This is a genomic window from Pseudomonas sp. LBUM1678 (assembly GCF_059695575.1).
This window is the reverse complement of record NZ_CP166775.1, coordinates 4,058,925-4,078,921: the sequence shown is the minus strand read 5'-3', so window position 1 is coordinate 4,078,921 and position 19,997 is coordinate 4,058,925. Positions and strand designations below refer to the sequence as shown.

At 55.2% G+C, this 19,997-nt stretch carries 14 protein-coding genes and 3 rRNA genes; 10 read left to right on the top strand and 7 right to left on the bottom strand.

The window, feature by feature from the left end; translation table 11 throughout:
• Positions 1-85: 85 nt before the first annotated feature.
• A complete protein-coding gene (locus ACA070_RS18490) occupies positions 86-529 on the bottom strand; it encodes a hypothetical protein (protein WP_497447795.1) in 444 nt (147 codons plus the stop codon).
• A 311-nt stretch (positions 530-840) separates the two neighbouring features.
• Here ACA070_RS18490 and ACA070_RS18485 point away from each other — a divergent pair, with 311 nt between their 5' ends.
• On the top strand, positions 841-1,968 hold the full coding sequence (locus ACA070_RS18485) for a GGDEF domain-containing protein (RefSeq protein WP_497447794.1): 1,128 nt from the start codon (positions 841-843) through the stop codon (positions 1,966-1,968).
• Between the two features lie 9 nt (positions 1,969-1,977).
• On the opposite strand, the gene ACA070_RS18480 is transcribed toward ACA070_RS18485, so the two are convergent.
• From ACA070_RS18480 to ACA070_RS18470, 3 genes are all read right to left on the bottom strand, one after another.
• Positions 1,978-2,295 carry a Ypar14, super integron cassette gene (locus ACA070_RS18480; protein ID WP_497447793.1) on the bottom strand — a complete coding sequence of 106 codons (318 nt, stop codon included), beginning with the start codon at positions 2,293-2,295 and terminating at the stop codon, positions 1,978-1,980.
• A gap of 98 nt (positions 2,296-2,393) precedes the next feature.
• Positions 2,394-2,879, bottom strand: coding sequence for a hypothetical protein (locus ACA070_RS18475; protein WP_497447792.1), 486 nt, complete (start codon positions 2,877-2,879; stop codon positions 2,394-2,396).
• A gap of 403 nt (positions 2,880-3,282) precedes the next feature.
• On the bottom strand, positions 3,283-3,723 hold the full coding sequence (locus ACA070_RS18470) for a hotdog fold domain-containing protein (RefSeq protein ID WP_497447791.1): 441 nt from the start codon (positions 3,721-3,723) through the stop codon (positions 3,283-3,285).
• Positions 3,724-3,887: 164 nt separating this feature from the next.
• On the opposite strand from ACA070_RS18470, the gene ACA070_RS18465 reads away from it, so the two are divergent.
• The 7 genes from ACA070_RS18465 (at position 3,888) to catC (ending at position 13,459) form a co-directional block, all read left to right on the top strand.
• A complete protein-coding gene (locus tag ACA070_RS18465) occupies positions 3,888-4,523 on the top strand; it encodes a TetR/AcrR family transcriptional regulator (RefSeq protein WP_497447790.1) in 636 nt (211 codons plus the stop codon).
• A gap of 24 nt (positions 4,524-4,547) precedes the next feature.
• Positions 4,548-5,258, top strand: coding sequence for a GNAT family N-acetyltransferase (locus ACA070_RS18460; RefSeq protein WP_497447789.1), 711 nt, complete (start codon positions 4,548-4,550; stop codon positions 5,256-5,258).
• A gap of 317 nt (positions 5,259-5,575) precedes the next feature.
• Positions 5,576-7,228 (top strand): malate dehydrogenase (quinone), encoded by a 1,653-nt coding sequence (gene mqo, locus ACA070_RS18455; RefSeq protein ID WP_497447788.1) that lies wholly within the window; start codon positions 5,576-5,578, stop codon positions 7,226-7,228.
• A gap of 656 nt (positions 7,229-7,884) precedes the next feature.
• A 16S ribosomal RNA gene (locus ACA070_RS18450) occupies positions 7,885-9,423 on the top strand.
• Between the two features lie 336 nt (positions 9,424-9,759).
• A 23S ribosomal RNA gene (locus ACA070_RS18445) occupies positions 9,760-12,651 on the top strand.
• A 174-nt stretch (positions 12,652-12,825) separates the two neighbouring features.
• Positions 12,826-12,941, top strand: a 5S ribosomal RNA gene (gene rrf / locus ACA070_RS18440).
• Together the 16S, 23S and 5S rRNA genes form the textbook arrangement of a ribosomal RNA operon.
• A gap of 227 nt (positions 12,942-13,168) precedes the next feature.
• On the top strand, positions 13,169-13,459 hold the full coding sequence (catC, locus tag ACA070_RS18435) for a muconolactone Delta-isomerase (RefSeq protein WP_462027592.1): 291 nt from the start codon (positions 13,169-13,171) through the stop codon (positions 13,457-13,459).
• Between the two features lie 20 nt (positions 13,460-13,479).
• Here the strand turns inward: catC and ACA070_RS18430 are convergent, their stop codons facing one another.
• The 3 genes from ACA070_RS18430 to ACA070_RS18420 all read right to left on the bottom strand — a co-directional run bounded on the left by ACA070_RS18430 (position 13,480) and on the right by ACA070_RS18420 (position 16,811).
• Positions 13,480-14,388, bottom strand: a complete 909-nt coding sequence (locus tag ACA070_RS18430) for an MFS transporter (protein WP_497447787.1) — start codon at positions 14,386-14,388, stop codon at positions 13,480-13,482.
• A 124-nt stretch (positions 14,389-14,512) separates the two neighbouring features.
• The gene (locus tag ACA070_RS18425; protein WP_497447786.1) at positions 14,513-15,799 is read right to left on the bottom strand and encodes an SLC13 family permease; all 1,287 of its coding nucleotides are present in this window, start codon (positions 15,797-15,799) and stop codon (positions 14,513-14,515) included.
• A gap of 64 nt (positions 15,800-15,863) precedes the next feature.
• The gene (locus tag ACA070_RS18420; protein ID WP_497447785.1) at positions 15,864-16,811 is read right to left on the bottom strand and encodes a D-2-hydroxyacid dehydrogenase family protein; all 948 of its coding nucleotides are present in this window, start codon (positions 16,809-16,811) and stop codon (positions 15,864-15,866) included.
• 449 nt (positions 16,812-17,260) lie between these two features.
• Here ACA070_RS18420 and ACA070_RS18415 point away from each other — a divergent pair, with 449 nt between their 5' ends.
• A complete protein-coding gene (locus ACA070_RS18415; protein ID WP_497447784.1) occupies positions 17,261-17,746 on the top strand; it encodes a (2Fe-2S)-binding protein in 486 nt (161 codons plus the stop codon).
• Positions 17,739-19,967: a xanthine dehydrogenase family protein molybdopterin-binding subunit gene (locus tag ACA070_RS18410; protein ID WP_497447783.1), complete on the top strand. Its 2,229-nt coding sequence runs from the start codon at positions 17,739-17,741 to the stop codon at positions 19,965-19,967. The genes ACA070_RS18415 and ACA070_RS18410 overlap by 8 nt, the downstream gene beginning before the upstream one ends.
• Positions 19,968-19,997: the final 30 nt, after the last annotated feature.

The following is a 19,997-nucleotide window of genomic DNA, read 5'->3' as shown; positions in this document are numbered from 1 at the left end:
TCAGCGGGTGACGCTTTCACCCGCTGTTTTTGACCCAATGCACAGTTCAAGCTGTTGAGCGCGTCAGGCTTGAAACGAAGCTGCACTAAAGACAGGCATCAGCGACAGCCTTCTCGGCGCGTTCAATTTCCTGCTTGATGTCAGTGGTTATCCGTTGTTCCTTGTGTTTCTGTTCGAGGAATATCTGACTCCCCTGGTTTTTCAACTCTGCGTCGGACGCGGCGTCCTGCGCCTGCAACTCGGCAGCGTGGGCGTCTATGACGGCTTCAACCTCGGCATCATTCTTCGCGGTATCCAGGGCGGAGACCAATTTGTCGACTTCCGCTTTCTCGGCATCGGCGTAAGCATCGACGGACAGCCCGGCAGCCATCGCTCGTGCGCGAATTTGCAGGGTTTCCATATGCTGCTGTGCTGTCTTGCACACCGCATCCTGCCGTGCGCTCTCACCCGCTTTCCATTCCATAAACCCATACGTCGTCACACTGATCACGGCCAGGGTGATGATGGCGCTAAATAATTCGGCTCTCACATTGCACAACCTCAACAGTCAGGGGGACAGTATTGGGTGATGATCGCCGGATTCCGTTCGAGGCCTAAAAAGCGTAGCAGGGCGGGTTGCATGTTGACGGCGCAATGTCATTTGGCTTGATCACTACAAGGCATGGGAGCGCACTTGTGTGCTATTACTTTTCTGACGAGTGTCACTGGGGCTTTCAAGTAGAAGCATGGACGCATTAGCGTGAATTAGCGCGTACCCATGAGTCTTAATTGTTTGTTTGCCTGAGTGGCAAGGTGCCACAATCGCTTTTTTTGTCGCAGTATCATGATCAGGCGGATCAAATGGGTGGCCCAGGATTTCGGCACGACCAGGATACTTTCATCGCCGCGCAGGTGCGCAGTGATCGATTGCATCAGCTATTCCACCAGTCATTTCCTGCGATTTTCGGCAGTTTTCTAGCGGCGCTCATGCTGTGCGGCCTGTGCTGGGAGCGTTTTGATCACGCCGTCATTTTCTGGTGGATTGGCCTGCTGACCGCATCGTCGTTGCTGCGCATCCTGATGTTCGTTGCCTGGTTTCGCTGCCCGGAAAACGAACGCACCCCGCAACGCTGGGAGAAGAGATACTGGTTCACGCTGGTGTTCTCCGCCAGTATCTGGGGGGCAGGTGCTTTAGCGGTGATGCCGGCAAAAGACCTGTTGTCCCAGGCGTTGGTCATGCTCTTTGCCGTCGGCATGTCGGTCAGCGCCGTGTCGTGTTACTCGTCCTATCGATTCATGACGTTGGCGTCCATTGGCCTGGTCTTGTTGCCGTGTACCCTCTGGCTGCTGTTTCAACCGACAGCGATGCAAGTCGGCATGGCGCTGGCCGTACTTGTGTTCGCCTCGTTCGTGGTCAGCGCGACCCGCAAACTGTCCGAAGCCTTGGAAACCGCGTTCCAGCTGACCCGCGAAATGGAACGCGCCCATCGCATCGCCACGTATGCCGCACAAACCGACGAACTCACCGGCCTGAAAAACCGCCGCGCCTTTTTCGAGCACGCCCAGCAATTGTTCCATGACTGCAAGAGCAACCGGTTGCCCCTGTGTGCGGTGATGCTGGACATGGATCACTTCAAGCACATCAATGACACCTACGGTCATCAGGCCGGCGATCAGGTTTTGCGACAAATGGGCGCGATCATTAACCGATCCTTCCGCGATACCGATGTCTTCGGCAGGCTCGGTGGCGAAGAGTTCGCGATCCTGCTTCCGAACACGTCGATTGAAATCGCCCTTAACATCGCCGACCAACTTATCCAGTCGATCGGTGGATTGATGACGGGGCCGGTTCACCGCATATCGGCGAGTCTGGGTGTTGCGGCGTTGGAGATCGGCGATAACGACCTGCAGAGTTTGCTGAATAACGCTGATAAAGCGCTTTATCGAGCCAAGGCGCGTGGGCGTAATCAGGTGGCGGTTTCGGAGTAACGGGGGGCATCAAGCCGAATACGTAAACGGCTCAAGAAAAATCTGCGGACTCACCCAAAGCCTCAACCCGTAAGGGATGACCGAATAACCGTCGTATCGCCCAGTAAACGTATTCGCGGCGGCAAACTCTAGAAACCTGCCACGTTTATCATCCACGACCCGTATGCCCGGGCATCCGAGCATGGTGTAGCGGATGATCGGGTCTGGCAGCGGCGCGGCCCACAACTGGATTTCCACATCGGCCTCAAATTGCCAAACGGTCAGTTGTAGCGTGACGGAGTCTTGTTCGACGACGTAGCGGTGGAATGTTCCATGCTCTCCCTCCACGGGGAATAGCCCCTAGTACGTTGAAAAGGTCAAACGGGTCCCATATCAATGCCGGCATTTCGCCTCCAATTCTGTCAGTCGAATACGTCAGGCACCTCTCAATAAAACCGGTCTTCTTCCTTCATCGCATAAATCCGTCCCAGGGTCTTGGCCGATATCCCCAGGAACAACAACGCCAGCAACACACCGCCCAACATGATGTAGAACCCCGGACGATTGCCGTTCAGCTCGCGGGCAATGCTGTTCTGTCCCGGTAACCAGCGCGAGTAAAGCAGGTCGATGCTGCCGCCGGTTTCAAACGCGGTTTTCTGCGCATAGCGCTCGTCGACGTATTGATCGTCGTGCACCTGCCCGTCGTGATCGATGTAGCGGTAATGGATCACTTTGCCGTCGCTGTTCATCAGGATGTTGTCCAACCGGGTCACCTTGCCAGTGGTCTCGACGGGGCTCAGCCGGATGGCGGCATAGGCAATGCCCTCGTGCCGGGCCATGCCGGCGAGGATCAGCACCACGCAGCAGGCAACTGTAAGCAGGATCACCCGGTTGAACAGGTGATCTTTTTCAGCTTCGCGGGGGTAATACATTTCACGGTCCTTCGTTGGTTAATTCACCAGAAGGAGTCGGCGAGCGAGGGGACAACTTTAGTTGAGTCGGATCAAACGGTGATCGCCCGTTGACCGTCCTTGGCCGTTTCCAGCAACCGATGCAACCGATGCAACCGAACTTCCGTAATCGATTGACGCCCGGTCCACATTGCATGGAACGAGCCATTGTCGGACGGTGGTGATGGCTGTCAGTTATGACATGGGTAAACTGGATCGAGGCCAGACTGATAACGCGATTGTGTAGCAGCTGGCGCAGCCTGCGTTCGGCTGCGAAGCAGTCGTAAACCCTGGTTGCAAGGTTTCTCTGATACCGCGTGTTCTGATTTTACGACTGCTTCGCAGCCGGACGCAGGCTTCGCCAGCTGCTACAGCGGTGCGGTGTTTAGGCGAGCTTCACGTTCATGGTGATCCGCGCCGTGAACACTTTCTTGCCTTCGGCGTCATGAATATCCACCGGCACGATCTTGTCGCCCTCCGTTAGCCAATCCACCGCCTCACCATCGGCCTCCGCCGTCACGTCTGTTTTGGCCTTGGCCAGGTACTCAACCGTCATCCCTTTTGGAATCCAGCGCGCACCCGCGGGAATGGACACATCGGTCATCGTCCCTGCAGCCAGTTCGGCGGCGTTGCACATCGCAATCGCGTGCACCGAGCCCAAGTGGTTGGTGATCTCCTTGCTGAACGGCACCTGCACCGTGGCATGACCCGGGCGCAAAGCCGAGATCAGCGGGTTGATGGTGCTGAAGTAGGGCGCCACCTGGCAGGCCATTTTGCTGAATGCTTCCGGGCCGGCGCTGTTAAACATGCTGAGAAACTGACTCATTTTTAAGCCTCGCTGAAAGAGTGGTTTTACAGAAGTATATTCCGTAACAGAATAATGTTCTGTTACGGAACAGTATTCTGTCGCGGTGAAATCTGTCAACCTAGCGCAGCTTTCTCATTGGCAGCCGACTGCCTTGTCATGGATTTTCTTGGCCCGTGTCCAGCATGCAAACGTCAGATTTACTCGAGCGCAGTTACCCCGGTAGAAGGGCCGAACTCAAGCGCGACATCTTCAGAAAAGCCCTGGCCCTGTTCAACGAACAAGGGCTCGAAGCCACGACCATCGAAATGATCCGCGCCGAATGCGATACCAGCGTGGGCGCGATCTACCATCATTTCGGCAACAAGGAAGGCCTGGTGGCCGCGCTGTTTTTCACCGCGCTGGACGATCAGGCACTGCTTCGCGACAGCTATCTCGCCGAGGCACAGACGACCGAAGAGGGCGTGCACGCGCTGGTCCACAGCTACGTCGATTGGGTAGACAGCCAACCCGAGTGGGCGCGGTTTCAGTACCACGCGCGATTCGCCGTCACCAAAGGGCCGCTCAAGGATGAACTGGCCGCCCGTAACAAAACCCGTAATCAGAAGCTCGGACAATGGCTGGCAGAACCCGGCCGACGTGATGAGTTGAAAGCGTTTCCTGCCGAACTGCTGCCGTCGCTGATCATCGGCCAGGCCGACAGTTACTGCCGGGCATGGTTGTCGGGGAGGGTGGCTGGCAGCCCGAAGGACTACAGGAAATTGCTGGCAGAAGCGGCGTGGCGATCAATCTGTGACAATAGCCCTGCCGAAACCCAGTAAAGCAATCCCGGAGTCAGAACTTCAATGCCGCAACTCACTCACTTCGCAGCCCCGTGCCCGGAGCACATCAACAGCCAGATCCTGCAGATGGTCGTCGACAACCTGACTGACATCAGCATGGTCGGCATCGCGCCGAGCAACCCGCTGTACAACGTCTATCAATATGCGGTCGGCTACGAAGTGCATCTGTACCTGGAAGCCCTCGGCGGGACCAAGGGCATTGCGGTCGAGTTGATCGTCGCCACCGACGATGAAGACCCTGAGAAGGTCATCGGCTTTCTGCTGTACCTGCCGGTCAAGGACGATCCAGAAGCGTGCGGTGTGGCCTACATGGCCGTCGACGCGGGTCACCGCCGCCGGGGCGTCGCGCGGGCCATGTTGCAAGACATGATCAGCCGTTACCCGCACGCGGAACTGACCTGCACCGTCGCCAAAGTACCGTGGTTCGAGTCGATGGGTTTTCAGGTACTCGGCGTGCGCGGCACGCAGGTGCTGATGAACACCCGCGACTACAGCAGTGAAGGTTTGATGGGACTGCTGGATGTCACATTTATCTACAGTTCTTTAGAGGTCCGGCAGATACATACCTACTTGCTGCAAAAACACGGAAAGCGCGCAATGGTCGATGCTGAAAAGCAGCGTGACCGGCACCTGGACCAAATGACCCACAACGCCAAGGTGTTTGTGCTGAATCGTTTGGGCCAGAACGCGGCGAACGAGCCCCGTCTGGACTAGACTCATAAGTCCTTTCGGAAGCGCGTGGTCATCGAGCCGTGATATTCTGCGCGCCAACTTGGTTTGACCTATTCAGTTTGCCCGTCCTTGAGACGTGCCAACAGGATCAATGTCGCTCAAGTAGCTGAAGCCAATAATGATAAAAAGTCAGTTCAGTAGGGACATATAACTGAGGTCGATGCATATAGTCGGCCTTGTGTGCCCACCCTTCAATTCTTGTGTACGAGCCCCCACGACGTCCTGCCTGAATGTCGTGAGCCAGGGGCTCCGTGAATGAGGATGGAAGGGTGGATGGCGTTTTATCATAGGTGCTACAGATGTTTAAGAAAATGAACACGGCCCTTCTGGGGCTGGCTTTGTCGATGGGGATCACGTCCGTTCACGCGGAAGAGGCAAAGAAAGTCGATGTACTGCTGATTGGTGGCGGCATCATGAGCGCGACCCTGGGTGTCTGGCTCAATGAGCTGGAACCCGGCACTTCGATGGAAATGATCGAGCGCCTCGACGGCGTCGCCCTGGAAAGCTCCAACGGCTGGAACAACGCCGGTACCGGTCACTCCGCCCTGGCCGAGTTGAACTACACCCCGGAAGACGACAAGGGCAACGTACAGATCCCGAAAGCCGTTGAAATCAACGAAGCCTTTCAGATCTCCCGTCAGTTCTGGGCCTGGCAGGTTCAGCAAGGCGTGCTGAAAAACCCGCGTTCGTTCATCAACTCCACGCCGCACATGAGCTTTGTGTGGGGCGATGACAACATCAAGTTCCTGAAGAAGCGCTACGAAGCCCTGCAAGCGAGCCCGTTGTTCGCCGGCATGCAGTACTCCGAAGACCCGGCTGTGATCAAGAAGTGGGTTCCGCTGATGATGGAAGGGCGCGACCCGAACCAGAAAATCGCGGCCACCTGGAGCCCGATCGGCACCGACGTCAACTTCGGCGAGATCACCCGCCAGTTCGTTGCGCACCTGCAAACCACGCCGAAGTTCGACTTGAAACTGTCTAGCGAAGTGCAAGACATCACCAAGAATGAAGACGGCACCTGGCGCGTCAGCTACAAAAACCTGAAAGACGGCAGCAAATCCGAAACCGACGCCAAGTTCGTCTTCATCGGCGCGGGCGGCGGTGCACTGCACCTGCTGCAGAAGTCCGGCATTCCTGAAGCCAAGGAATATGCTGGCTTCCCGGTTGGCGGCTCGTTCCTCGTGACCGAGAACCCGACCATCGCCGAGCAACACCTGGCCAAGGCCTACGGCAAAGCCTCCGTTGGCGCACCGCCAATGTCGGTTCCGCACCTGGACACCCGTGTCCTTGACGGCAAGCGCGTCATCCTGTTTGGCCCATTCGCGACCTTCAGCACCAAGTTCCTCAAAGAAGGCTCGTACCTGGACCTGCTGACCACCACCACCACGCACAACGTGTGGCCAATGACCAAGGTCGGCATCAAGGAATACCCGCTGGTCGAGTACCTCGCCGGCCAACTGATGCTGTCCGACGAAGACCGCCTCAACGCCCTGAAAGAATACTTCCCGAACGCCAAAGCTGAAGACTGGCGCCTGTGGCAAGCCGGCCAACGCGTGCAAATCATCAAGCGCGATGAAGCGGCGGGTGGCGTGCTGAAGTTGGGTACTGAAATCGTTTCTTCCGCTGACGGCTCGATCGCTGGCCTGCTGGGCGCTTCGCCGGGCGCATCGACTGCCGCACCGATCATGCTGACCGTGCTGCAGAAAGTGTTCAAGGACAAGGTCGCTTCGCCGGCCTGGCAGGAGAAGCTGCACCAGATCGTGCCGAGCTATGGCACTCAGTTGAATGGCAGTCCTGAGAAGGTCGCGCAGGAGTGGGCTTACACCGCCAAGGTGTTGCAACTGACTCCGCCGCCGGCGATTGGTCAGGTGGCGGCTCCGGCTGCTGCTCCGGCTGACGCTGATAAAGCAAAGGCTCCGAAGGCTAATGCTGCGAGTGATATGGCTTTGTAAGTAGAAGCGTAATCAGAAAAAGCCCACTGGACCGGGGACGGTCAGTGGGCTTTTTTGTGCGGAGTCGTTTTGAAGGAGCAGATCGCATCGGTGCTCATGTCTGCTTTCTACTGCGGCTTCAACTGGTCGATGCAAAAGATTGGCTACCGTCGACCCAGAGCTGACGGTGGCGACAGGCAGAAAGCGCCCACGAAAGAAGGGGGGCTTCAGTGGCGATGTGGTCTGGGTCTCTTCCTGCCTTATATACGTTGTACGGACCTTTGAAGTTTTCATAGTGGCAACCTGGGTTCTCGGTAAGGAAAAGAATTTCCAGGCAGGGGTTGACCACGTATTTTAATACTGTACTATTCGCCTCCCGCTAACGAGCAGCTTGAAGCTGCTTCTAGCCTAAGTAATTGATTTTGTTAATAAACTCATGAGCTTTTAAGGGTTGCAGTTTCAGGAAGCGTGCTGTAGAGTGCGCTCCTCGGTTGAGACGAAAGATCTTAACCAACCGCTCTTTAACAACTGAATCAAGCAATTCGTGTGGGTGCTTGTGGAGTCAGACTGATAGTCAACAAGATTATCAGCATCACAAGTTACTCCGCGAGAAATCAAAGATGTAACCAACGATTGCTGAGCCAAGTTTAGGGTTTCTTAAAAACCCAAAGATGTTTGAACTGAAGAGTTTGATCATGGCTCAGATTGAACGCTGGCGGCAGGCCTAACACATGCAAGTCGAGCGGCAGCACGGGTACTTGTACCTGGTGGCGAGCGGCGGACGGGTGAGTAATGCCTAGGAATCTGCCTGGTAGTGGGGGATAACGCTCGGAAACGGACGCTAATACCGCATACGTCCTACGGGAGAAAGCAGGGGACCTTCGGGCCTTGCGCTATCAGATGAGCCTAGGTCGGATTAGCTAGTTGGTGAGGTAATGGCTCACCAAGGCGACGATCCGTAACTGGTCTGAGAGGATGATCAGTCACACTGGAACTGAGACACGGTCCAGACTCCTACGGGAGGCAGCAGTGGGGAATATTGGACAATGGGCGAAAGCCTGATCCAGCCATGCCGCGTGTGTGAAGAAGGTCTTCGGATTGTAAAGCACTTTAAGTTGGGAGGAAGGGCATTAACCTAATACGTTAGTGTTTTGACGTTACCGACAGAATAAGCACCGGCTAACTCTGTGCCAGCAGCCGCGGTAATACAGAGGGTGCAAGCGTTAATCGGAATTACTGGGCGTAAAGCGCGCGTAGGTGGTTTGTTAAGTTGGATGTGAAATCCCCGGGCTCAACCTGGGAACTGCATTCAAAACTGACAAGCTAGAGTATGGTAGAGGGTGGTGGAATTTCCTGTGTAGCGGTGAAATGCGTAGATATAGGAAGGAACACCAGTGGCGAAGGCGACCACCTGGACTGATACTGACACTGAGGTGCGAAAGCGTGGGGAGCAAACAGGATTAGATACCCTGGTAGTCCACGCCGTAAACGATGTCAACTAGCCGTTGGGAGCCTTGAGCTCTTAGTGGCGCAGCTAACGCATTAAGTTGACCGCCTGGGGAGTACGGCCGCAAGGTTAAAACTCAAATGAATTGACGGGGGCCCGCACAAGCGGTGGAGCATGTGGTTTAATTCGAAGCAACGCGAAGAACCTTACCAGGCCTTGACATCCAATGAACTTTCCAGAGATGGATTGGTGCCTTCGGGAACATTGAGACAGGTGCTGCATGGCTGTCGTCAGCTCGTGTCGTGAGATGTTGGGTTAAGTCCCGTAACGAGCGCAACCCTTGTCCTTAGTTACCAGCACGTAATGGTGGGCACTCTAAGGAGACTGCCGGTGACAAACCGGAGGAAGGTGGGGATGACGTCAAGTCATCATGGCCCTTACGGCCTGGGCTACACACGTGCTACAATGGTCGGTACAGAGGGTTGCCAAGCCGCGAGGTGGAGCTAATCCCAGAAAACCGATCGTAGTCCGGATCGCAGTCTGCAACTCGACTGCGTGAAGTCGGAATCGCTAGTAATCGCGAATCAGAATGTCGCGGTGAATACGTTCCCGGGCCTTGTACACACCGCCCGTCACACCATGGGAGTGGGTTGCACCAGAAGTAGCTAGTCTAACCTTCGGGGGGACGGTTACCACGGTGTGATTCATGACTGGGGTGAAGTCGTAACAAGGTAGCCGTAGGGGAACCTGCGGCTGGATCACCTCCTTAATCGACGACATCAGCTGCTCCATAAGTTCCCACACGAATTGCTTGATTCATTGAAGAAGACGATAAAGTTACTCTGATGGTCTGGAGAGTAACTGTCTTTTGTGTAAAAGCTTAGAAATGAGCATTCCATCGTGATGATGGTGAATGTTGATTTCTAGTCTTTGATTAGATCGTTCTTTAAAAATTTGGGTATGTGATAGAAAGATAGACTGGACGTTACTTTCACTGGTAACGGATCAGGCTAAGGTAAAATTTGTGAGTTGCTCTTAATTGAGTATTATCGAATTTTCGGCGAATGTCGTCTTCACAGTATAACCAGATTGCTTGGGGTTATATGGTCAAGTGAAGAAGCGCATACGGTGGATGCCTTGGCAGTCAGAGGCGATGAAAGACGTGGTAGCCTGCGAAAAGCTTCGGGGAGTCGGCAAACAGACTTTGATCCGGAGATGTCTGAATGGGGGAACCCAGCCATCATAAGATGGTTATCTTAAGCTGAATACATAGGCTTAAGAGGCGAACCAGGGGAACTGAAACATCTAAGTACCCTGAGGAAAAGAAATCAACCGAGATTCCCTTAGTAGTGGCGAGCGAACGGGGACTAGCCCTTAAGTGGCTTTGAGATTAGCGGAACGTTCTGGAAAGTACGGCCATAGTGGGTGATAGCCCTGTACGCGAAAATCTCTTAGTCATGAAATCGAGTAGGACGGAGCACGAGAAACTTTGTCTGAATATGGGGGGACCATCCTCCAAGGCTAAATACTACTGACTGACCGATAGTGAACTAGTACCGTGAGGGAAAGGCGAAAAGAACCCCGGAGAGGGGAGTGAAATAGATCCTGAAACCGTATGCGTACAAGCAGTGGGAGCCCACTTTGTTGGGTGACTGCGTACCTTTTGTATAATGGGTCAGCGACTTATTTTCAGTGGCGAGCTTAACCGAATAGGGGAGGCGTAGCGAAAGCGAGTCTTAATAGGGCGTCTAGTCGCTGGGAATAGACCCGAAACCGGGCGATCTATCCATGGGCAGGTTGAAGGTTGGGTAACACTAACTGGAGGACCGAACCGACTACCGTTGAAAAGTTAGCGGATGACCTGTGGATCGGAGTGAAAGGCTAATCAAGCTCGGAGATAGCTGGTTCTCCTCGAAAGCTATTTAGGTAGCGCCTCATGTATCACTGTAGGGGGTAGAGCACTGTTTCGGCTAGGGGGTCATCCCGACTTACCAAACCGATGCAAACTCCGAATACCTACAAGTGCCGAGCATGGGAGACACACGGCGGGTGCTAACGTCCGTCGTGAAAAGGGAAACAACCCAGACCGTCAGCTAAGGTCCCAAAGTTATGGTTAAGTGGGAAACGATGTGGGAAGGCTTAGACAGCTAGGAGGTTGGCTTAGAAGCAGCCACCCTTTAAAGAAAGCGTAATAGCTCACTAGTCGAGTCGGCCTGCGCGGAAGATGTAACGGGGCTCAAACCATACACCGAAGCTACGGGTATCACTTAGGTGATGCGGTAGAGGAGCGTTCTGTAAGCCTGTGAAGGTGAGTTGAGAAGCTTGCTGGAGGTATCAGAAGTGCGAATGCTGACATGAGTAACGACAATGGGTGTGAAAAACACCCACGCCGAAAGACCAAGGTTTCCTGCGCAACGTTAATCGACGCAGGGTTAGTCGGTCCCTAAGGCGAGGCTGAAAAGCGTAGTCGATGGAAAACAGGTTAATATTCCTGTACTTCTGGTTATTGCGATGGAGGGACGGAGAAGGCTAGGCCAGCTTGGCGTTGGTTGTCCAAGTTTAAGGTGGTAGGCTGGAATCTTAGGTAAATCCGGGATTCTAAGGCCGAGAGCTGATGACGAGTGTTCTTTTAGAACACGAAGTGGTTGATGCCATGCTTCCAAGAAAAGCTTCTAAGCTTCAGGTAACCAGGAACCGTACCCCAAACCGACACAGGTGGTTGGGTAGAGAATACCAAGGCGCTTGAGAGAACTCGGGTGAAGGAACTAGGCAAAATGGCACCGTAACTTCGGGAGAAGGTGCGCCGGTGAGGGTGAAGCATTTACTGCGTAAGCCCATGCCGGTCGAAGATACCAGGCCGCTGCGACTGTTTATTAAAAACACAGCACTCTGCAAACACGAAAGTGGACGTATAGGGTGTGACGCCTGCCCGGTGCCGGAAGGTTAATTGATGGGGTTAGCTAACGCGAAGCTCTTGATCGAAGCCCCGGTAAACGGCGGCCGTAACTATAACGGTCCTAAGGTAGCGAAATTCCTTGTCGGGTAAGTTCCGACCTGCACGAATGGCGTAACGATGGCGGCGCTGTCTCCACCCGAGACTCAGTGAAATTGAAATCGCTGTGAAGATGCAGTGTATCCGCGGCTAGACGGAAAGACCCCGTGAACCTTTACTATAGCTTTGCACTGGACTTTGAATTTGCTTGTGTAGGATAGGTGGGAGGCTTTGAAGCGTGGACGCCAGTTCGCGTGGAGCCAACCTTGAAATACCACCCTGGCAACTTTGAGGTTCTAACTCAGGTCCGTTATCCGGATCGAGGACAGTGTATGGTGGGTAGTTTGACTGGGGCGGTCTCCTCCTAAAGAGTAACGGAGGAGTACGAAGGTGCGCTCAGACCGGTCGGAAATCGGTCGTAGAGTATAAAGGCAAAAGCGCGCTTGACTGCGAGACAGACACGTCGAGCAGGTACGAAAGTAGGTCTTAGTGATCCGGTGGTTCTGTATGGAAGGGCCATCGCTCAACGGATAAAAGGTACTCCGGGGATAACAGGCTGATACCGCCCAAGAGTTCATATCGACGGCGGTGTTTGGCACCTCGATGTCGGCTCATCACATCCTGGGGCTGAAGCCGGTCCCAAGGGTATGGCTGTTCGCCATTTAAAGTGGTACGCGAGCTGGGTTTAGAACGTCGTGAGACAGTTCGGTCCCTATCTGCCGTGGACGTTTGAGATTTGAGAGGGGCTGCTCCTAGTACGAGAGGACCGGAGTGGACGAACCTCTGGTGTTCCGGTTGTCACGCCAGTGGCATTGCCGGGTAGCTATGTTCGGAATAGATAACCGCTGAAAGCATCTAAGCGGGAAACTAGCCTCAAGATGAGATCTCACTGGGACCTTGAGTCCCCTGAAGGGCCGTCGAAGACTACGACGTTGATAGGTTGGGTGTGTAAGCGCTGTGAGGCGTTGAGCTAACCAATACTAATTGCCCGTGAGGCTTGACCATATAACACCCAAGCAATTTGTTGGCCTGAAAGGGCACCAGATTGCGGTGTGTGAAGACGAAACGAACCGAAAGTTCGACTGTACTCACAAAAGCAGCACAAAACACCGAAAGCTGTCACATACCCATTCGCTGGAGCGTGAACCTGCAAAGGCCCACGACCTGGCTACCGAATTTCTTGACGACCATAGAGCATTGGAACCACCTGATCCCATCCCGAACTCAGCAGTGAAACGATGCATCGCCGATGGTAGTGTGGGGTTTCCCCATGTGAGAGTAGGTCATCGTCAAGATTAAATTCCGAAACCCCAATTGCGAAAGCAGTTGGGGTTTTGTTTTGTCCGCAGGAAAGTGACGTGACAGGGAGCTTGATTCTGTAACGTCAGAACCACTGGATCGGATCACCGCTGCCAGTCACTTGGCAAGTAGCTAAACTGATAGCGAAACCTGTAACCGTCTTCCGCAAAGAGAGGGAGAACCTTGCCTCAGACTATCGCTCATCAAACTTGAGGAGAGCATCATGCTATTCCACGTAAAAATGACCGTGAATCTACCAGCCGACGTAAACCCCGAGCACGCCGCCAGGCTCAAGGCCGATGAAAAAGCCTTGGCCCAGCGTCTTCAAGAGCAAGGCAAGTGGCGTCACCTGTGGCGCATCGCGGGGCTTTACGCCAATTACAGCGTTTTTGATGTGGACAGCGTAGAGGAATTGCACGACTTGCTAATGCAGTTGCCGCTGCACCCCTATATGGCGATTGAGGTCGATGCGATGTGTCGGCATCCAGCCTCCATCCATGAGGATGACCGCTAGGCCCACGCTATTTCCACTCGTCAATCAGACGTTGTTGTCGCGGTACTGGTTGCGGGCAGGTCCTGCGCTCTGCGCACCCGAATCAGCAGGACCAGCACAAGAACGATGTTCAACAGCGCGAGGCCGCCGAGGACTGCCATGGTGACCGTTGCGCCATAGCATTCTTGCAGGAAACCCCCACCCAAAGGGGTCAGCGCTTGCGCAATCAAGGTGGGGCGTGCAATTCGACCCAGTACGATCGGGTAAATGCGAGCGCCAAACAATGCCAATGGCAAGGTTCCACGAACAATGGAACGAATGCCACTGCCACTGCCAGCGCCGTAGAGCACGACGCCCAGCGCTGCCATCGTGGGCGACATCATCACGCACATCAGACCCAGCGCGACCAGAACCGCAGAGCCCAGCGTGCTCCAGATCGGGTGGGTTTCCCGGCCAATGACCAGATCGATGGCGCGGGCACCCACTTGGCTGGGGCCGATCAGTGCGGCAATTCCCAACGCAGCGGCGAGCGAAAAACCTTGCGCTTGCAACAAGGCGATCAACTGAACAGAGATAGCGGTCATAACGATGGAGGCCAGGATGAAACCGGCTGTCAGCAGCGTTAATGTCCTTTCTTGCGTAACCTTCGATGAGGCGTGCTCGATGCCTGGTTGCGTCGTTGGTGCTTTCGTAACGGGGACGTATTTGGGAAACACATACAGGTAGATCGGCAGAATCAACAGCGCCAGTCCCGCGCTGTACACCCAACAGGTTTCACGCCAGCCCAGGTGTTCGATGAGCATTGCAACCAGCGGCCAGATGATGCTGGTGCAGAATCCCGAAGTCAGGGTGATCTTTATGATCACATCGCGCGCGTTGTCTTCATAAAGTTGTCCCAGGGTGGCAAACAGTGGGTCGTAGAGCCCGAAAGCCATTCCGACGCCGATCACCAACCAAGCCAGTACAAAACAGTGCGGATGCCGCCAGCAAAAACGCACAGCTGTTGCCGCGTACTGACAGGTATGTTTTCGCCCCCGGCAGGTTTGAAGGGGTAGTTGGCGCACTGGGCATTATTTAGCCCAGCACTCTTAAGAAAGCCAAGACGAATACAACCGCCATGCCCAGCAGCGGAACCATGAAGAGCTGGTAGAAAAGTCGATTGCGCTCAGTTTCCTCTTGCACACCTGCCAGTGCCATGGCGCCTGCTGAAGAGAACGGTGAAAAGCCCGTCATGATTGCGCAGGAAGTGATGACGGAAAATAACACGGTGGGACTTATGCCCGTCTGTGCTGCCAGGCCGGGAACGATCGGATACAGGGTTGGCATTACGACCCCAAGCGTGCTTGAGAAGAAGCTCATGATCCCCGCACAGATTCCTGTGGCGTAAACCACGGTATTAAATCCCACATGAAGACCCAACCATTGCGATAGGGCGTCAATGGTGCCAGCACGCGTTGCAACAGAGATGAGCATCCCCATGCCACATAACAAAATGATGATTGACCACGGCACCTTGGCCAGGGCGGTGCGCTCATCACCAATTTTGCAAATCAGTGCCAATACCACACCCAGTAACGAGATAAACGTTGGGTCTACTGCAGAACTGATAGTTGCCAATAGCGGCTGCCCGGGGATGAGCGCATTCAGCAGGCTGGGTATGATGACCAATCCCAATATGACGAATACCAGTACAACCGTTCTGCGCTGCACTGCGCTTAAAGGGGACGGAGTATCTGCCACCAGACATTGGGTCTTGTAGCCTTGTAACAACAGATAAGCGGCGACGAAGATAACGGTCTGTACGATCAGCGAATCCATCAGCAAGCGGTGGGTAAAGAGTTCCGCAGTTGGGGTATCGAAGCCCATTTGTTCAAAAATCCCCTGGGTTACGCGACCGCCCAGGCTGATGCTATTGAAGGTGGTGGCCATGCCGCCACACACAACAATCACAGCACCGAGCAATCGACTCATACCGGTCTTGCTGGCGATTGCCATAACTAAAGGGGAGAGAAAAACAAATACCGCGTAATGTCCTGGCCCCACGCCGGAGACCAGCATCACCAGACCATATAAGGTAAAGGGAATTGCCGCGGAGTGATTGCGTGTCGCATAGACCACCCGATTTGCAATTTGCTCCAGGGTGCCGTTCGCGATGGCAAAGCCAAAGAAAAACGTGACACCGAAGATGATTAAAAACAGCTTCGTCGGCCAGAGCGAGATCAGTTCATTCAGTGATGTACCGGGGGTGGAAACGCTGAGTAGATAGGCAAAAACAATCGCCAGCAAACCGGTGTTGATGTTAAGCCAGTAGCCGACACCGATGGACACCAGGATCGCCAATATGATCAATAGAGTCAGCATCGAAATGTCCTCTTTTTTTATTGTTGTAGACCGGGGCCAGTTGGCCCCGTAGGAGTGCGAGTGATCAGTGGCGGGGCAGGAAGCGTGGGACGTCGACACCGTCTTTCCAACCGAGCAAAGCGTCAGTGGCGGCATTGGCAAATTGTGCGTACATCTCATCGGTAGGCCAGCCGAGATGCGAGGTGAGGATAACGTTCGGCAGACCGGTCAGGGCATGTCCCTTGGGTAAAGGTTCCTGATCGAATACATCCAGTGCCGCGCCGCAAATCCGGCCCTCGGCAAGGGCTTGCACGAGTGCGGATTCATCGATGATCGGGCCACGTGCAGTGTTGATAATGTAGGCCGAAGGTTTCATCAATCCCAAGCGACGGGCGTCAAGCTGTCCTCGTGACTCGGGAGCCAGGGTCGCATGTACCGAAACGATGTCGGACTGCCTCATCAAGTCATCCAGCTCCAATGCCTGGGCTCCAACAGCCGTGGCGTCTTCTGCGTTCAGTCTGGGACCCCACGCCACGACATTCATGCCAAATACTTGGGCAACCTGGGCGACGTAACGACCAATATTTCCCAGCCCCACGATACCCAGAGTTTTACCGCGAAGCACTCGGGTCATGGGCGTCGGCCATTCGCCGCGTTTGACCGCACTGTCCACCCATGGGATTTCTCGCATCAGCGCCATCATCAATCCGAAGGTGAATTCACCGGCGCTGGTGCAGAAGCCTCCTGTGGCCTTGGCAACCACAATACCCAGCCTTTGCGCAGCCTCCAGATCGATATGGTAAGCATGGTTTCCTGTCTGAGCGATTATGCGCAGCTCTGGCAGTTGTTCCATGAACCCGGCGCTGAACAAGGTACGCTCGCGATTGGCAATGACCGCGTCAAACCCTTTCAGGTCGCCCGGTCCGCTGAGTGGCTCGAAAAAGATTTCTACCTGTGCATGTTCACGAAGTCGGCGGATACCTGCGGTATTTTCGTAGGCGTTGTGAATGTCATTGAGAATGGCGACGCGCATTTTTATCTTCCTATTATTGTTAGTGATCAAACCGAATAGCGATCTGTTGTCCAAGCTAGTCAGCCTGTCGACAGCAGGCAACTGAGTTTTTGGCCGTTTTCGATTGAAATAAAATCAATAAAGGTGGTTAAGCGAGTGCCCGTCGCAGCGGGTTGTGAATCGCGGTTTTGATTTAATACGTGGGTGAAAGCGCTGGTTGATTCAACGTTGAAAGTGTTGATAGGCGACCGGCGACTTTTATGGGAAAAACAATGAAATAGCGTAAATCTTCCTTATCGAACTTGGGTGTTTACTCACATCAAAGGTGAATAAATAGGGAATATTTTCCCACTGGTGCGCCTGCCACAATCGCTTGAACCCTGAACGAAAACCAAGCCAGGAACCGCCCAATGGGCGAGGCGTATATTGGAACTCGTCACGGGGCATTTTCTTGCTGAGAGGTGCGCACCATGAGTCAGTCTCTATCGCTTGTCGTGAATCAAAAAACAGTCACAGTCGAGGTCGATGACCCGAATACTCCCCTCCTTTATGTACTGCGCGATGAACTGGGTTTTCACGGCCCCAAGTTTGGTTGCGGTCTTGGCCAATGCGGTGCCTGCACGGTGCTGCTCAATGGTGAGGCCTTGCGGTCCTGCCTTATGCCGGTTTCCGCCGTGGTCGGCTCCAGTATCACCACCCTGGAAGGGTTGACCGAAGGCGACGCCTTGCATCCCCTGCAACAAGCCTTTATCGATGAACAGGCGGTGCAGTGCGGTTACTGCATCAACGGCATGATCATGCAGTCGGCGGCGTTGCTGCATCGCAACCCAACGCCGAGCGACGAGCAGATTCGCCAGGAACTGGCGAATAACCTGTGCAAGTGCGGCACTCATGTGCGGATCTTGCGCGCTGTCAAACGGGCGTCGGAATTGCTGCAAGGAGGCCAACATGTTTGATGTTTCCAGCAGTCGACGGGGGTTTCTCAAGGGGGGCGCTGTGGTCGTCGGATTCAGCCTGCTACCTCAGGCCGCGCAGCTGTTCGCGCAAACAGGCACTCAGGAAAAATCCATCGCGCTCGATCAGGTCGACGGTTTTCTGGCCATCGATAAAACAGGCCAGGTTACGGTGTTCTCCGGCAAGGTCGACCTGGGTACCGGTGTTGAGACCGCACTGGCGCAAATGGCTGCCGAAGAGCTCGATGTGGCGATTGATCGGATCACGATTATCCAGGGCGATACGCAGTTGACGCCGGATCAGGGCACCACTTATGGCAGCATGTCGATCACCAATGGCGGGCTGCAAATACGCCAGGCCGCGGCGACGGCACGTCAGGCGCTGATAGCTATAGCCGCCACACGGTTGAAGGTCAGCCCTGATCGCTTGCAGGTCAGTAACGGCGTTGTGTCCACCGCGCCGGGAGCACCTGGCCTTGGTTACGGCGATCTGGTCGGCGGCGATCAGCTGAACCTGCCGATCGCGGCGAATGTCGTGCTCAAGAATGCCGCGCAGTACCGTAGCATCGGTCAGTCGGCCGCTCGTCGTGATATTCCGCCCAAAGTGACCGGCGCCTTCACCTATATGCAGGATTTCAAAGTGCCGGGCATGCTCCATGCCCGGGTCATTCGGCCGCCCGCCATGGGGGCGACCCTGGTCAACGTGGATGAAACATCGGTCAAGGACATTCCGGGGTTGTTGAAAGTCGTGCGCGAAGGATACTTCCTGGCGGTGGTGGGCAAGACGGAATGGTCAGCGATCCAGGCGGCGAGAACCCTCAGCGCTTTGTGGACGAACTGGACCGGGCTGCCTGAGCAAGACAAGCTCTGGGAGCACGTGCGCGCCACGCCGGTCAGCAATATCGAAGTCTCCAGCAACGTAGGCGATACCGGCAGTGCCTTGGGCAGCGCTCGTCGCACACTGAAATCCACCTACGATTTTGCCATTCATACCCATGGCTCCATTGGGCCGTCATGCGCTATCGCCCAGTTCAAGGACGGTAACCTGACCTGCTGGACGGCCTCCCAGGGCACCCATGCCTTGCGCCGGCAGTTGGCGGTAATGTTCAAGCTGGAGCCGAAAAACGTGCGTGCCATTTACCTGGAAGGCGCCGGTTGTTATGGCCGCAATGGCCACGAGGACGCGGCGGCCGATGCGGCTTTGCTGGCGAAGATCATGGACAGACCGGTGCGCGTGCAATGGATGCGCGCCGATGAGCACGGCTGGGACCCCAAGGGGCCACCGACGCTGATCGATATGCAGGCCGGTTTCGACGCGGACAACCATCTCACGGCGTGGCAAAGCGACTTTTTTGTGCCGGACGGCAAGATCGGCACGGTGGCATTGATCGCTGCCGACCTGGCTAGCATGCCCCGTGAGGATTACATCTCGCCGGGCGGGGTGATGGGCAACTCAGGCATTCCCTATCGCTTCGCCAATGTCTTGACCCGAGGCCATCGCCTGGCCAGTACGCCTCTGCGTCCGGCATGGATTCGCTCGCCGGGACGGATGCAAAACACCTTCGCCAATGAAAGCTTTCTCGACGAAATTGCCGCCGTCGAAGGTGTCGATCCGATGACGATCCGTCTCAACAGCATCGACCGGGCGGACCTGCGTGGGGCCGAGGTGTTGCAACGCCTGGCGGCGTTATCGAAGTGGCAGACCGGGGCTTATCCACGTCCGCTCGTTACAGGTGAGACGGTACGGGGCAGGGGGTTGGCCTACGTTAAATACGATTTGTCGAAAACCTACGTGGCCATGGTGGCTGACGTTGAGGTAAACCGTAAAACCGGCAAGATTCTGGCGCGCAAGTTCTACGTCACTCATGACTGCGGACTGGTGATCAACCCGGACGGCACGCGCAACCAGATCGAAGGCTGCATCGTGCAGACCCTCAGCCGCACCTTGCACGAAGAACTCAAGTTCGATCAATCGACCGTAACCAGTCGCGACTGGGCGTCCTATCCGATCCTGACGTTCCCGGAGGTCCCGGAAATCGAGATCGACTTGATCGATCGACCCACCGAACCCCCGCTGGGTGTCGGTGAGATTGCAGCAGCGGTGGTGTGTGCGGCGGTCGGTAACGCGGTGTTCGATGCCACTGGGGTGCGCCTGCGATCGATACCGTTCACCGAGCCTAAGGTCTTGGCCGCGCTGAATCTGGGGGCCGGTACCCACGCTTGATTCCCCGTATCCGCGGAAAAAAAACACCCG

What these genes read in the sequence shown, in the direction of transcription:
- ACA070_RS18460 (WP_497447789.1), top strand. Translation starts at nt 4,548, where the DNA reads ATGCCGCAACTCACTCACTTCGCAGCCCCGTGCCCGGAGCACATCAAC.
- catC (WP_462027592.1), top strand. Translation starts at nt 13,169, where the DNA reads ATGCTATTCCACGTAAAAATGACCGTGAATCTACCAGCCGACGTAAAC.
- ACA070_RS18470 (WP_497447791.1), bottom strand. Translation starts at nt 3,723, where the DNA reads ATGAGTCAGTTTCTCAGCATGTTTAACAGCGCCGGCCCGGAAGCATTC.
- ACA070_RS18475 (WP_497447792.1), bottom strand. Translation starts at nt 2,879, where the DNA reads ATGTATTACCCCCGCGAAGCTGAAAAAGATCACCTGTTCAACCGGGTG.
- mqo (WP_497447788.1), top strand. Translation starts at nt 5,576, where the DNA reads ATGTTTAAGAAAATGAACACGGCCCTTCTGGGGCTGGCTTTGTCGATG.
- ACA070_RS18485 (WP_497447794.1), top strand. Translation starts at nt 841, where the DNA reads ATGGGTGGCCCAGGATTTCGGCACGACCAGGATACTTTCATCGCCGCG.
- ACA070_RS18410 (WP_497447783.1), top strand. Translation starts at nt 17,739, where the DNA reads ATGTTTGATGTTTCCAGCAGTCGACGGGGGTTTCTCAAGGGGGGCGCT.
- ACA070_RS18415 (WP_497447784.1), top strand. Translation starts at nt 17,261, where the DNA reads ATGAGTCAGTCTCTATCGCTTGTCGTGAATCAAAAAACAGTCACAGTC.
- ACA070_RS18465 (WP_497447790.1), top strand. Translation starts at nt 3,888, where the DNA reads ATGCAAACGTCAGATTTACTCGAGCGCAGTTACCCCGGTAGAAGGGCC.
- ACA070_RS18425 (WP_497447786.1), bottom strand. Translation starts at nt 15,799, where the DNA reads ATGCTGACTCTATTGATCATATTGGCGATCCTGGTGTCCATCGGTGTC.
- ACA070_RS18420 (WP_497447785.1), bottom strand. Translation starts at nt 16,811, where the DNA reads ATGCGCGTCGCCATTCTCAATGACATTCACAACGCCTACGAAAATACC.